Raw genomic sequence first — 13,102 nt, forward strand, 5'->3', positions numbered from 1 at the left:
CAGACCGTCAAACGGCTTGCCCCTTGGCCCCGCCTTGGATAGTAGGGATGGAAACAATCCCGGACGGTGCCATGACCCCTTCGCGTTTCAAGATCCTCGGCCTGACGGCGGCCTGCCTCGTGCTTCTGAGCGGGTGCGGCGGTTTCAAGAACGCCACGCTCGATGAAGAGGCGATGCGCGTCAAGGGGGGGCGCGAGCGGCAGTCCTCGGCGGACGATGGCTCGATCCTCGATGCGTTTCGCGGGGCCAAGGACACGGTCAAGGTCAATCGCTTTCTCTGGACGGCGTCGCTTCAGGTTCTGGACTTCCTGCCGATCGAGGCGGCCGACCCCTTTACCGGCGTGATTTCAACAGGCTATGGCACGCCGCCGGGCGGCGGACAGGCCTATCGCGCGACGATTCTGATCAGCGATCCGGCGCTGGACGCGCGGGCGCTCAATGTCGCGTTGCAGACCCGGGGTGGCCCGGTCGATGCCGCCACCGAGCGCGCCGTCGAGGATGCGATCCTCAACCGCGCGCGGCAATTGCGGATCAACGCGGCGAAGTTCTGAGGCGCGCATTCGGCTGGCGGCGCTCTTGCAACGCCTGTCGGATGATCTGCTGCGACGAATTGACGAAAAGTGCGGCCATGAGGCCTGCCACGATCACATCGGGCCAGCCCGTGCCCGTGCCCCAGACCGCAAGTGCAGCGAGCATCACCGCGACATTGCCGATGGCATCGTTGCGTGAACAGAGCCAGACCGAGCGGACATTGGCATCGCCATCCTTGTAGCGCATGAGCAAAAGCACGCTCGCCACATTGGCACCCAGCGCCAGAACCCCGATGGCCCCCATGATCCCGGCCTCGGGCAGGCCCAGATAGAACACCCGGTAGACCGTGCTGCCCAGCACCCAAAGCCCCATCGCCATGAGGCTGAGCCCCTTGAAAAGCGCCGCCGTGGCGCGCACGCGGAGGCTGGCACCGATCACGGCAAGCGAGAGCCCATAAGTCAGCGCATCGCCGAGAAAATCCAGGGCGTCGGCCTTGAGCGCCTGCGATTGTGCGGTCTGGCCGGCGATCATTTCCACCGCGAACATGACCGCATTGATGGCGATCACCATCCACAGCCGCCGTTTGTAGGCGTCTGAAAGCCCGTCGAACCGGGCCTCATGGCCACAACATCCCGCCATGCCGCACCTCCTTTGCATTTGCGTCAGAGGCAATGTAATCTCTCTAGTCACTAGAGGTTCAAGAGGGTTTTGCGATGTTTCTCTCGATTGGCGACCTGGCCGTGCGCACGGGCGTCAAGGTGCCAACCATCCGCTACTACGAATCCCGTGGCCTGCTTGCGGCCCCGCTGCGCAGCGCGGGCAATCAGCGCCGCTATGGGCGCGCAGAGCTGGAGCGGCTGGGGTTTATCCGTCACGCCCGCGATCTGGGTTTTTCGCTCGAGGCGATTGCCGCGCTGATCGAGTTGCAGGATCATCCCGACCGCGCCTGCACGAGCGCCACCCGAATCGCACAAGACCAGCTTGGGGCCGTGCGGGAGAAGATCCGCCGGCTGCGCGCGCTCGAATCCGAGTTGGCGCGCATCGCGGAGGGGTGCACCGGCGATGGGGCCGCGCGTGATTGTTATGTGCTGGCCTCGCTGGCGGATCATGACCTCTGTACGCAGGATCACCCGATCGAGGCCAAGTCCTCGACCCAAGTGAGCTGACGCGGCAGGCAGATGCTGCGCAGGTCATAGTGCGCGCGGATCAGGTCGCGGGCGTTTCGGCCCAGTCGTACCCGCTCGCCCTCATCCTCCAACAGCGCGCAAATCTCGTCCACAAGGGCCGTGCGGTCGAAGAAATCCACGAGCCGCCCGGTTTCGCCTTGGGTGATGACCTCGCGCACAGGTTCGGTATCGCCCGCGACAATCGCCGCCTCGCAGGACATCGCCTCCATCAGCGACCAACTGAGGACAAAGGGGTAGGTCAGGTAAACATGCACCCGGCTGACCTGCAAGAGGCGCAGGAATTGATCATAGGGAATGCGCCCGAGGAACCGTACCCGCGCCCAATCGGCATCCGAAATCTGACCGCGCACCTCGTCGATGAAAATCTGCTTCCATGTCTGCCCCCGGGGCGGGCGGGCGCCATAGCTTACCTCGTCCCCGCCCACGATCAGGACCGTGGCATTGGGACGCTCGCGCAAGAGGCGCGGCAAGGCACGCATGAAGACGTGATAGCCGCGATACGGCTCGAGGTTGCGGTTGACGAAGGTGATCACCTCATCCGCACGGGTTACATCGCACAGGCCGTCGATGGTCAGGCGCACATCGGGCAGGGGGGCGGCCTGAATCGTGTCGATGCCATCGTGGCTGACCGTGATCCGGTCGCGGAACGGGCTGGGAAAGGTATCGGCCTGAAAGCGGGTCGGGCTGATCCCTGCATGTCCGGCCTCGAAGTGAAGATGGTTGTTGATGTTCTTCATCCGGATGCGCAGCGTTTCGGCCTCGGTGTTCTTGGCCGCGAATTCGGGATCGAAGTTGAGATGCGGATAACCTGCGAGGTGATACAGCTCGCAATAGAGGCCGAGTTTCGCATTGGGCCAGACATCGCGCAGGAAGAGCGATTCGCCCCATCCCGGATGCGCAAGGATAAGATCGGGCGTATAGCCCTGATCGCGCAGGGCCACCGCCGCGCGCCAGCACGCTTCGCCACGCGTGACCTTGGTGTCGAGATCGACCAGCCATGGATGCAGGCTCTGCGCGTCGCGCTTGGGCAGGGCATAGGGGATGACCTGCACGCCCTGCCATTTCGTCGCCTCCTTGACCCGCAGGGTCAGGGCGACGCACTGATGCCCCTGACGTGCCAGAAGCGGCGCCAGATGTTTGTACTGGCCGGGGAAATTCTGATGGATGAAAAGGATTTTCATGGAAGTCCGAATGTCAGAGGTCAGGTGCGGTTATAATCGGGTGCTCTGCCCGCGCAAACCCCTTGCATTTTTGCGCGCGCCCACTGGACCCGCGCGGCCCAACCGCCTATCACCGCCTGCAACAACCCTATCAGCAAGAGGTGCGCCCCATGTCGCGCTATGCCGCCAGTGACGTCGAAGCGAAATGGCAATCCGCCTGGGAGGCGGCCGATATTTTCCGTGCGCGGCGCGATGAAACGCGGCCGAAATATTACGTGCTGGAAATGTTTCCCTATCCGTCAGGGCGCATCCACATGGGCCATGTGCGCAATTACACCATGGGCGACGTGGTGGCGCGCTACAAGATCGCGACCGGGCATAACGTGCTGCACCCGATGGGCTGGGACGCCTTTGGTATGCCCGCCGAGAATGCGGCCATGGCCAGCGGCGGCCATCCCAAGGATTGGACGTATGCCAATATCGCGGACATGCGCGCGCAGATGAAGCCCTTGGGCCTCAGCATCGACTGGTCCCGCGAATTTGCCACCTGCGATCCGGAATATTACGGGCAGCAACAGGCGCTTTTCCTCGATTTTCTCGAACACGGGCTGGTCTATCGGAAGAATGCGGTGGTGAACTGGGACCCGGTCGACATGACGGTTCTGGCCAATGAACAGGTGATCGACGGCAAGGGCTGGCGTTCGGGCGCAGAGGTGGAGCGGCGTGAACTGACGCAGTGGTTCTTCCGCATTTCGGATCACGCCGAGGAATTGCTCGAGGCGCTCGACGGCCTCGACAATTGGCCTGCCAAGGTGCGGCTGATGCAGGAGAACTGGATTGGCAAGTCGCGCGGGCTGCAATTCGCCTTTGGGCTGATTGATGGGCCCGAGGGGCAAGATCGGATCGAGGTTTACACCACGCGGCCAGATACCTTGATGGGCGCGAGTTTCGTGGGCATTTCGCCCGATCACCCGCTGGCCAAGGCGCTGGAGCGCGAGCGCGACGATGTGGCGGCGTTCTGTGCCGAGGCGCGCAAGGGCGGCACCACCGCCGAGGCGATTGAAAAGGCCGAGAAGCTGGGCTTTGATACCGGGCTGCGCGTGCGCCATCCCTTTGACACCGCTTGGGAATTGCCGGTCTATATCGCCAATTTCATCCTGATGGACTATGGCACGGGGGCGATTTTCGGCTGTCCGGGGCACGATCAGCGCGACCATGATTTCGCGCGCAAGTATGGCTTGCCCATCGTCGATACCTTTCTGCCGGTCGAGGGCGATCACGACATTCAGGTGGCCCCCTATGTGCCGCTGAAATCAGAAGCCGTGCGCTACACGCGGCTGGTGGCCGGTGAGAAGGTGCAGACCGGCGAGGCGGGGGTCAACGCGGCGATTGATTTCTGCGAGGCGAATGGCGTGGGGCAGGGTGTCACGAAGTTCCGCCTGCGCGATTGGGGGCTGAGCCGCCAACGCTATTGGGGCTGCCCCATTCCGGTGGTGCATTGCGATACCTGCGGCGTGGTGCCGGAAAAGAAAGAAAACCTGCCCATCCGCCTGCCGGATGACGTGAGCTTTGATGCGCCGGGCAATCCGCTGGATCGGCATCCGACATGGCGCGATTGCGCCTGCCCGCGCTGCGGCGCGCCCGCACGGCGTGAGACGGACACGATGGACACGTTTGTCGACTCAAGCTGGTATTACGCCCGCTTTACCGCGCCCCAGGCCAAAACACCGACCGACATGGCCGAGGCCGAGTATTGGATGAATGTCGATCAGTATATCGGCGGCATTGAGCATGCGATCCTGCATCTGCTCTATTCGCGCTTCTTCGCGCGGGCGATGCGGATTTGCGGCCATCTGCCCGCCAAGGCGATCGAGCCGTTTGACGCGCTCTTCACGCAAGGGATGGTGACGCACGAGATATACCAGACCCGCGACGCGGCCGGACGGCCCGTCTATCACCTGCCGGAAGAGGTGAGCGATGGGCGCTTGGCGGATGGAACGGAGGTGGAAATCATCCCCTCCGCCAAGATGTCGAAATCCAAGAAGAATGTGGTCGACCCCTCGACCATCATCGCGCAATACGGGGCCGATACCGCGCGCTGGTTTGTTCTGAGCGATAGCCCGCCCGAGCGGGATGTGGAATGGACCGCGTCGGGGGCCGAGGCAGCACATCGCCACCTGAGCCGCGTTTGGCGCATTGCTGACGAGATCAGGCAGAGCGACGCGCCCGCGAGCGCCGACGATGAGGCGCTCTTGCGCGAGATGCACAAATGCATCGACGAGGTGACCAAGGGCATCGACAGTTTCGGCTTTAACGCGGCCATCGCGCGGCTCTATGCCTTTACCAACACGCTGGCCAAATCGCAGGCGGGCAAGGATGCGAAAACCACTGCCGCGCGTACGCTGGCGCAACTCATGTCGCCCATGACGCCGCATCTGGCCGAAGATGTCTGGGCGATGCTGGATGGCGAGGGGCTGATTACCACCGCAGCTTGGCCTGTGGCCGATCCCGAGATGCTGATTGACGACACGGTCATTCTGCCGATCCAGATCAACGGCAAGCGCCGGGGGGAAATCACTGTGCCCGCCGATATGCCGAAATCCGAGGTTGAAAAACTGGCGCTGGCCCACAATGCTGTGGTCAAGGCGCTGGAGGGGGCCCAGCCCAAGAAAATCATCGTCGTCCCCGGACGGATCGTCAATGTCGTGGTGTAACCGCCGATTTCTTTTGCTGTCAGCACTCGCCCTTGTGGCGGGATGCGGCTTTGCGCCCGCCTATGCGCCGGGCGGGGCGGGATCGGCGCTGATGGGGCGGGTGTCGGTCGAGGCCCCGGATACCCGCGCCAGCTATCTCTTGGCGCAAGAGATCGAGACACGGTTGGGGCGGCCCGCCAATCCGCGCTACGCGCTGACCCCGGTCGTCACGCTGAACACACAGGCCATGGCGATCAACCGCAACAACGTGGCGTCGCGGTTTAACCTCTTGGGAACCGTCGCCTACAGCCTGCGCGATACGGAGACGGGGGCGATTGTCACCTCGGGTGATGTCACAAGCTTTACCGGCTACTCCGCGACCGGAACCACAGTGGCGGTGCAGGCCGCGGAGCGCGACGCCGAGGCGCGGCTGATGGCAATTCTCGCCGATCAAGTGCTGACCCGCCTTCTGGCCGCAGACCTGCCCCAGCCGGAATGAAACTCTCGCCGCGCGATGCTGTCCGCTACTTTGCCAAGCCAGAGGCGCAGCGGACGGGCATTCTGATCTACGGCGCGGATGCGATGCGGGTGGCGCTCCGGCGTCAGGAGCTGTTGGCGGCGCTGCTTGGCCCCACAGCCGATGAAGAAATGCGCCTGAGCCGGATGCCCGCCGGCGATCTGCGCAAGGACCCCGCCGCGTTGATGGATGCGGTCAAGGCGCAAGGGTTCTTCCCCGGTCCGCGCGCGGCCTTTGTCGAGGACGCCAATGACACCGCCGCCGATGCCATTCTGGCGGCGTTGGGCGATTGGCAGCCGGGGGATGCGCAGATCATCGTGACCGCGGGTGCGCTCAAGGCGACATCGCGGATTCGCAAGGCGTTCGAGAGCCATCCCAATGCCTATGCCGTTGGAATCTATGACGATCCCCCAAGCCGCGAAGAAATCGAGGCGACATTGACCCGCGCCGGTCTGCGGGATGTGCCGGGGCCGGTCATGTCCGATCTGACGGCACTCGCGCGCGATCTCGATCCCGGCGATTTCCGTCAGACCATAGAGAAACTGGCGCTCTATAAATTGGGGGATGCCACGCCCCTCAACGCTGCGGACATTGCCGCCTGTGCGCCTGCGTCGACCGAGGCGGATCTGGATGATATTCTCAATATCGTGGCTGAAGGGCGGTCGGCTGAAATCGGTCCGGTGATGCGGCGGTTGAAGGCACAGGGCACGCAGCCTGTCGGCCTCTGCATCGGGGCCACCCGGCATTTTCGGGCGCTTTACACCGCCGCGTCGGATCCCGGAGGCGCGGCGCAGGGTATCGCACGTATGCGCCCGCCCATTTTCGGGCCGCGCCGCGACCGGATGCTGCGGCAGGCGCAGGGCTGGGGCGCGGAGCGGTTGCAACAGGCGCTGACGATCCTGACCGATACCGACCTGAGCCTGCGGTCGGCAGGACAGCGCGCACCCGACATGGCGCTGGTCGAGCGGGCGCTGATCCGGTTGGCGATGCTGGCCGGGGCGCGGTGATCCGGGCGAATCTGGGTTAACAGACTGAAATTTAAGAAAATTACGGAGCGGTATCGCGGCGGCATTCCGTCGGTATTGCGTCGGTGCGGGTTTGGGGGAAGTGTAGGGTTAATTCAGCGGGCGCTGGACAGAGAGAAATGGCGGGGCAAGGCCGGCGAGGTGGGTGAAACTTTGGGTATCAGAGATCAAGCGAGCCTCAAGGAGTGGCTGGAGGATCAGCCGCGAGAAGTGGCTGTCTGGATCGCATCACGTGCGGCGGCGCGGGTGCTGCCGATATGGTGGCAGGCGGTGCTGACCGAGGACTGGGCAAACGAGGCTAATTTAACCGTCCTCCCAGCTTTGCGACGTTTGCTAACATCATCCGTTTCATTCCATAACCCCTCAGATTCATTGAGGATAGCTGCTAAAAGAACTCTTGAAGGCGGTATTGTCGGCATTCCCTTCAAGCCCCCACTTGAAGCGGATGGCGCCGCGCGCGGAGCCGCTCTTGCTGCATCAGCTGCCACAGCCGCACATCCTGCCGCTGTCGCTGCGTTCGCCGCATCTCGCGCGTCAAGCGGAGCGCAAATCGGTCTGAAATCAGATGCAATATTCCTGGCGAGTGGTGAATTGCCCGATGATCTTCCGCTCTGGCCCGAGGAGGCGGGGCCGCCTGCGGAGCAATGGCGCGCGATCAAGTGGCAGGTGGATCAATCCGAGGGTGCCGAGGACTGGCAATTCTGGATCAAGTGGTATGACGCGCTTCTCGACGGTCGCCCGATGCTGGGGGATGCTGGAGCAGATCGCCCTCATTGACCCCGAGACATGGGGCTATGGGCCGGAGGTGGTGAACCCGGTGATCCGGGAGATTTGGGAATTGCACCGTTTGCGTGCGGAGGTGGCGGCGCTGAACGCGGTTGTCGCCTATTGCGGCAAGGTCGGGGATGCGGTGGTGATGTCGGCTGCGACGGAGACGGGCAAGCTTGTCGCGCGCACCGCTTATGTGGCGACGCTTGATCATATTGCGAACAATGGCCGGTTGGTGCGGTTCGTGAAGGACTTGCTCGCCTTTGGCGGCGGGTGATTGGCACGGTGGGTTGGAAACCCACCCTACGCCGCCTGAAGCGGGTGGGGTTCCACCTCCCTCTTTGCGTCCAAGCGTGTCATGGAATCGGGTGAGGTGTGGCCTGGAGTTGACGTTCGGGGGCAGAAACAAGCCGCGCGGTGCCTGACCGCCGGGTGGGCGCAGCAACCTCGGTGGACCGCACTTTATGCCAGCCAAACACTCCCGCGTTTTCAATGGCTTGAAACGTTGCAAAAGCGCTCGCCCTAGGGGGCGGGTCATGCCAGAGGCATGCCTTCGGCATGACCGCTGCGCGGCGGTGCCTGCGGCACCTTGATTCCGCGCGGGGTGGCAGGGGCGACCGTGTTCCCACTCCTTTGAACACGAGCGCGTGATCTCAAGCCGTTTGTCGTCGCGGCCCCCGTTGCCTTGGCACGCCCTTTGGGCAATGGTGCCGCCATGCAAATCAAAGGGGGGAAATCGCCATGTATGATGTCATTGGATCGCGGGCCAGCCGGGCCTTTCGGGTGCTGTGGTTGCTCGAGGAAATTGGGGTGGAGTACAACCACCTCGCTGTTGCCCCCCGCTCGCCCGAAGCGCTTGCGGCCAACCCCTCGGGCAAGATCCCGGCCCTGCGGGATGGCGATGCGGTGTTGACCGATTCCACCGCGATCATGACCTATCTTGCCGATAAGCATGGGCAGTTCACCCATGCCCCCGGCACCGTGGCACGGGCGCGTCAGGATGCGTTGACGCATCAGATTCTCGATGAGATCGACGGCACCCTCTGGACGGCCGCGCGGCATAGTTTCGTGCTGCCCGAGGAGCACCGCGTGCCGGCGGTCAAGGAGTCGCTGAAATGGGAATACGAGCGCAACGTCGCGCGGATTTCCGAGGCGCTGACTGGCCCCTATCTGCAGGGGCAGACCATGACCATCGCGGATATTCTTCTGGCCCATTGCCTGATGTGGGCGGGCAAGGCCGGGTTCCCGGATGCGGGCGAAAAGCTCAATGATTACGTGGCGATGATGCTTGCGCGCCCGGCCTGTCAGCGGGCTGCCGCACTCCCCTGAGCGTAAGCGGCGGCGTGTTGCCCCGCCCAAACCCCGGTGGCAAGACAGGCGGTCAGCAGGTAGCCGCCGGTTGTCGCCTCCCAATCGAGCATTTCCCCGGCGGCGAACACGCCGGGGCGGGCGTGCAGCATGAGGCCCGCATCCAGCGCCTCGAACCGCAGCCCACCGGCAGTTGAGATGGCCTGATCCATCGGGCGCGGCCCGTTGAGGGGCACCGGCAGGCTCTTGAGCAGGGCGGGCAGATCGGTGGTGCTTCGGCCAAATTCCATCACCAGCGCCAGTTTCACGGGATCCAGGCGGAACGCCTTGCGCAGGCGGTTCTTGAGGCTGTCGCTGCTTTTGGTCTGGCGCAGGCGGTTCGCGACCTGGGACAGGCTCAGGTCGGGCAGGAGATCGAGCTTGAGAGGCGCACCATCGCGCAAGGCTGCGCTGACCTCATAGAGGCCGCCCCCCTCAAGCCCTTGGTTGGAAATGATGAATTCCCCGCGCGAGCGCATGGTCCCGGCGTGCAGTTCCACGCCCTTGACCGGCTGGCCGAACTGCGCCGTCATATGGGGCGACCAAGCGACCAGAAAACCCATGTTGGCGGGTCGAAAGGGCGCAATCGTCGCCGGGTCGAGATGCGCCGCCCATGCCCCGTCCGAGCCAAGCCGCGCCCAGCTTGCGCCACCGCAGGCCAGCACCGTCACGGTGGGATGCAGGCACTGCACGCCCTCGGGCGTGTCGAACAGCGCACCGCCCTCCCAGCCGCGCCAGCGCCAACGGGTGCGGATTTCGACGCCCAAGCCGCGCAGTTCAGACAGGAAACTGCGCAGGAGCGGCGAGGCCTTCATCACGCGTGGAAAAACCCGGCCGGTTGACCCGGCAAAAACCTCTTGCCCAAGGTCCCGCGCCCATGCCTGCACCGCGTCGGGGCCAAAGGCACTGAGCATCGGGCGCAGGGTGTCGGCGCGGGGGCCATAGGCGGCCAGAAAGGTCTCGAACGGTTCGACCTTGGTCAGGTTCAGCCCGGATTTGCCCGCCATGAGGAACTTGCGACCGACCGAGGGCTTGGCCTCGGCCACCAGCACGCGCAACCCGGCCCGAGCGAGTTCGCGCGCAGCCATGAGGCCCGCAGGCCCAGCCCCGATGACGAGCGCATCGGTCATGCCGCTGGGGTTGCCGGGGCGGGCAGCCCCCGGTGATGGACCACACGTTGCGGATAGGGCATTTCGACCCCCTCGGCGCGCAGCGCATTCCAGATCGCGAACAGGACGTCGGACTGATACTTTCCGGTCACGTCCTCGATCCCGTCGACCCAGTATTCGACCGAGAAATCCACGCCGCTTTCGCCAAAGGCCTTGAGTTCACATTCGGGGGCGAATTTTCCCGTGGTCTGCACCTCGGGGACGGCGGCGACGGCAGGTTCCACGAGGGCCGGAATCCGGGTGATGTCGGTGTCGTAGCTGACCGAGAAGGCGGCCTCGTAGCGGTGCCGCTTGCCTGCGTCGGAAAAGTTGACAACGCGGGAGGTAATGAAATCCTCGTTCGGCACCACGATCCAGCGGCCATCCACGGTTTCGAGAATGGCGGCGCGGGCGGTCATCTTGACGATGGTGCCTTCGGAGCCGTCATCGAGCACGACATAATCCCCCACCGTGGTCTGCCCCTCCAAGAGCAGGATCACGCCCGAGACGAAATTGGCCGCGATCTGTTGCAGGCCAAGGCCGATGCCCACACCAAGCGCGCCGCCCAGAACGGCAATCGCCGTGAGGTCGATCCCCATGATCGACATGAGCAACAGGAAGGCCGCGCCAAAGATCACGATCTGGCTGGCCTTGATCGCGAGTTCACGGGTGGCGGGGCGCAATTCCTCGCGGCGCTTGATGAAATCCTCGGATTGGCTGTTGGACCAGCGCCCGAGCCAGAAGAGCAGCGCGCCAGAGACAGCGCCACGAAGCAGGGCAAGGGCGGAGAAGCTGATATTGCCCAGATCGACCGAAATCGCCGCAAGCCGTTCGTTGGCCAGACCGAGAAGATCAAAGAGATAGAGCAGCGCCACGGGCATGAGCACGAAGCGCCCCAGAACCCGCAAGAAGGGATCGGTCAGGATGTCGCGCACGAACAGGCGGGCGGCGAGAACCATGAACAGCCGCTTGCCGAAGGCGATGACATCGCCCGAGCCAAAGAGCGAGCGTGTCACGCTCTCGCCCATGCCGGTGAGGCCGTAGGCGAGCAGCGGCATCAGAAGCGGCAGGAACATGAGGATGAAGCGCCGCGCCGAGGCGATCATATTGTCCTGACCGGCCGGGGGGGTGAGCACGCGGGTGATGGTCGGACGTATGCGGCGTGTGATCAGCACCGCCAAGAGCCACGCTGCGACAAGAAGACCGAATTGCGACCAGGCGGCGGGGCTGAGCAGCCAGCCTTTCGCCAGATCCCAGCCCTGCATTGCATAGCCCAGTGCCTGTCCGATGATCTCTGGCTGACCGTCCATCACACACCCCTTGCCTTTTGACCCGCGCGCGTCATCCTCTTGCCCGCAGCCAGCAAAAGGATCAAGTCAAACTGTCTGAACACCCAATTTGCCCGCTTTGCCAGCGCCCGATCCCGCCCGAGGTGCGCCAGAGCCTGCATCACCTTGTGCCCAAGCTGAAAGGCGGCAAGGGTGGCCCGGTGGTGCGCCTGCACCAGATTTGCCACAACGAGATCCACGCGACGCTGACGGAGGGTGAACTGGCGCGCGATTATGCCAGTATCGAGGCCCTGCGCGCGCATCCGCGTCTGGCGAAATTCATCGCCTGGGTGATCCAGCGACCGCCGGGGTTTCATTCGAGAACCCCCGGCGCGCGGCGCAAGCGGTAGTCATCAATACGGCATCGGATGCATCTTGTGGGTGGCGTCGAGATCGCTCAGCACCTCTGGGGCGAGTGTGATGCCCGCCGACCCAAGCGCCAGGTCGAGCTGAGCCATGTCGGTGGCCCCAAAGATGGCGGAGCAGAGGAAGGGGCGCGTCAGGCACCAAGCGAGCGCCATTTGCACGGGGTCGAGGCCGTGTTTCTGCGCGACCGCATGATAGGCCGCGACGGCCTCGAACGCGCGCGGGGTCTTGCGCCCGCCCAGATCGCCGTTGATCGCCATGCGCGAGCCGGTGGGCAGCGCACCGTCCTGATACTTGCCACTGAGCAACCCCGCCGCAAGGGGGGAAAAGGCCAGCAGGCCCACATCCTCATTGACGCTGAGTTCGGCGAGGTCCGTGTCATAGAGGCGGCACATGAGCGAGTATTCATTCTGGATCGAGGCGGCGCGGGGGCCGTGCCCCTCTTCGGCGAGCCGCAGCCATTGCGCCATGCCCCACGCGCTCTCGTTCGAGAGGCTGAAGGCGCGGATGGTGCCGCGCGCGACCTCGCGTTGCAGGGCCTCAAGCGTTTCTTGCATATGGGCGATTGTCTCGGCGCGGTTCTGGCCTGAGGGGTCATAGGCCCAGTTCTGGCGGAACATGTAGCTGCCCCGGTTCGGCCAGTGGAATTGGTAGAGGTCGATATGATCGGTCTTGAGGCGGCGCAGCGATCCCTCAATGGCCTGCGGGATGGACCCCGCCGTGATCGGCGCGCCGTCGCGGGCGTGTTTGAAGCCCTTGCCGGAATGTTTGGTGGCCAGGATCACGTCGGCCCGCCGCCCGGAGGCCGCGAACCACTCGCCGATGATTTCTTCGGTGCGGCCGGTGGTTTCCGCGCTCATCGGGGTGGTGGGATACATCTCGGCGGTGTCGATGAAATTCACGCCCCGCTCCAGCGCGCGGTCGATCTGGGCATGGCCCTCTGCCGGGGTGTTCTGAGAGCCCCATGTCATCGAGCCAAGGCAGAGCGCGCTCACCTCAATCCCGGTCCGGCCCAAGGGTCTTTTCTGCATG

At 64.1% G+C, this 13,102-nt stretch carries 14 protein-coding genes; 9 read left to right on the forward strand and 5 right to left on the reverse strand.

Annotated elements, in window-relative coordinates:
* Positions 1-47 precede the first annotated feature (47 nt).
* Positions 48-551 carry a DUF3576 domain-containing protein gene (locus MVC20_RS15565; protein ID WP_297543013.1) on the forward strand — a complete coding sequence of 168 codons (504 nt, stop codon included), beginning with the start codon at positions 48-50 and terminating at the stop codon, positions 549-551.
* On the opposite strand, the gene MVC20_RS15570 is transcribed toward MVC20_RS15565, so the two are convergent.
* Positions 532-1,170, reverse strand: coding sequence for a cation transporter (locus tag MVC20_RS15570; RefSeq protein ID WP_297543015.1), 639 nt, complete (start codon positions 1,168-1,170; stop codon positions 532-534). The genes MVC20_RS15565 and MVC20_RS15570 overlap by 20 nt on opposite strands.
* Before the next feature lie 74 nt (positions 1,171-1,244).
* Here MVC20_RS15570 and MVC20_RS15575 point away from each other — a divergent pair, with 74 nt between their 5' ends.
* The gene (locus tag MVC20_RS15575) at positions 1,245-1,697 is read left to right on the forward strand and encodes a helix-turn-helix domain-containing protein (protein WP_297543017.1); all 453 of its coding nucleotides are present in this window, start codon (positions 1,245-1,247) and stop codon (positions 1,695-1,697) included.
* Here MVC20_RS15575 and MVC20_RS15580 read toward each other — a convergent pair.
* Positions 1,658-2,899 (reverse strand): glycosyltransferase, encoded by a 1,242-nt coding sequence (locus MVC20_RS15580; RefSeq protein ID WP_297543019.1) that lies wholly within the window; start codon positions 2,897-2,899, stop codon positions 1,658-1,660. The genes MVC20_RS15575 and MVC20_RS15580 overlap by 40 nt on opposite strands.
* 149 nt (positions 2,900-3,048) lie before the next feature.
* Here MVC20_RS15580 and leuS point away from each other — a divergent pair, with 149 nt between their 5' ends.
* The 6 genes from leuS to MVC20_RS15610 all read left to right on the forward strand — a co-directional run bounded on the left by leuS (position 3,049) and on the right by MVC20_RS15610 (position 9,210).
* Positions 3,049-5,592, forward strand: a complete 2,544-nt coding sequence (leuS, locus tag MVC20_RS15585) for a leucine--tRNA ligase (protein ID WP_297543021.1) — start codon at positions 3,049-3,051, stop codon at positions 5,590-5,592.
* Positions 5,579-6,070 carry an LPS assembly lipoprotein LptE gene (gene lptE, locus MVC20_RS15590; RefSeq protein WP_297543023.1) on the forward strand — a complete coding sequence of 164 codons (492 nt, stop codon included), beginning with the start codon at positions 5,579-5,581 and terminating at the stop codon, positions 6,068-6,070. Before leuS ends, lptE begins: the two co-directional genes overlap by 14 nt.
* On the forward strand, positions 6,067-7,095 hold the full coding sequence (gene holA / locus MVC20_RS15595; RefSeq protein ID WP_297543025.1) for a DNA polymerase III subunit delta: 1,029 nt from the start codon (positions 6,067-6,069) through the stop codon (positions 7,093-7,095). Before lptE ends, holA begins: the two co-directional genes overlap by 4 nt.
* A 159-nt stretch (positions 7,096-7,254) precedes the next feature.
* Positions 7,255-7,890 (forward strand): hypothetical protein, encoded by a 636-nt coding sequence (locus MVC20_RS15600; protein ID WP_297543027.1) that lies wholly within the window; start codon positions 7,255-7,257, stop codon positions 7,888-7,890.
* Positions 7,865-8,158: a hypothetical protein gene (locus tag MVC20_RS15605; protein WP_297543028.1), complete on the forward strand. Its 294-nt coding sequence runs from the start codon at positions 7,865-7,867 to the stop codon at positions 8,156-8,158. Before MVC20_RS15600 ends, MVC20_RS15605 begins: the two co-directional genes overlap by 26 nt.
* Before the next feature lie 464 nt (positions 8,159-8,622).
* Entirely contained in the window at positions 8,623-9,210 is a 588-nt protein-coding gene (locus MVC20_RS15610; protein WP_297543030.1) for a glutathione S-transferase family protein, read from the forward strand.
* On the opposite strand, the gene MVC20_RS15615 is transcribed toward MVC20_RS15610, so the two are convergent.
* Together MVC20_RS15615 and MVC20_RS15620 are read right to left on the reverse strand one after the other, a co-directional pair.
* Entirely contained in the window at positions 9,186-10,358 is a 1,173-nt protein-coding gene (locus MVC20_RS15615) for a TIGR03862 family flavoprotein (protein WP_297543032.1), read from the reverse strand. The genes MVC20_RS15610 and MVC20_RS15615 overlap by 25 nt on opposite strands.
* Entirely contained in the window at positions 10,355-11,686 is a 1,332-nt protein-coding gene (locus tag MVC20_RS15620) for a mechanosensitive ion channel domain-containing protein (RefSeq protein WP_297543034.1), read from the reverse strand. Before MVC20_RS15620 ends, MVC20_RS15615 begins: the two co-directional genes overlap by 4 nt.
* 122 nt (positions 11,687-11,808) lie before the next feature.
* On the opposite strand from MVC20_RS15620, the gene MVC20_RS15625 reads away from it, so the two are divergent.
* On the forward strand, positions 11,809-12,054 hold the full coding sequence (locus MVC20_RS15625) for an HNH endonuclease (protein WP_297543036.1): 246 nt from the start codon (positions 11,809-11,811) through the stop codon (positions 12,052-12,054).
* Between the two features lie 3 nt (positions 12,055-12,057).
* On the opposite strand, the gene MVC20_RS15630 is transcribed toward MVC20_RS15625, so the two are convergent.
* A complete protein-coding gene (locus MVC20_RS15630; protein WP_297543038.1) occupies positions 12,058-13,101 on the reverse strand; it encodes an aldo/keto reductase in 1,044 nt (347 codons plus the stop codon).
* Position 13,102: the final 1 nt, after the last annotated feature.

Origin of the sequence: Roseovarius sp. (assembly GCF_027019125.1) — a bacterium.
Lineage (GTDB): Bacteria > Pseudomonadota > Alphaproteobacteria > Rhodobacterales > Rhodobacteraceae > Roseovarius.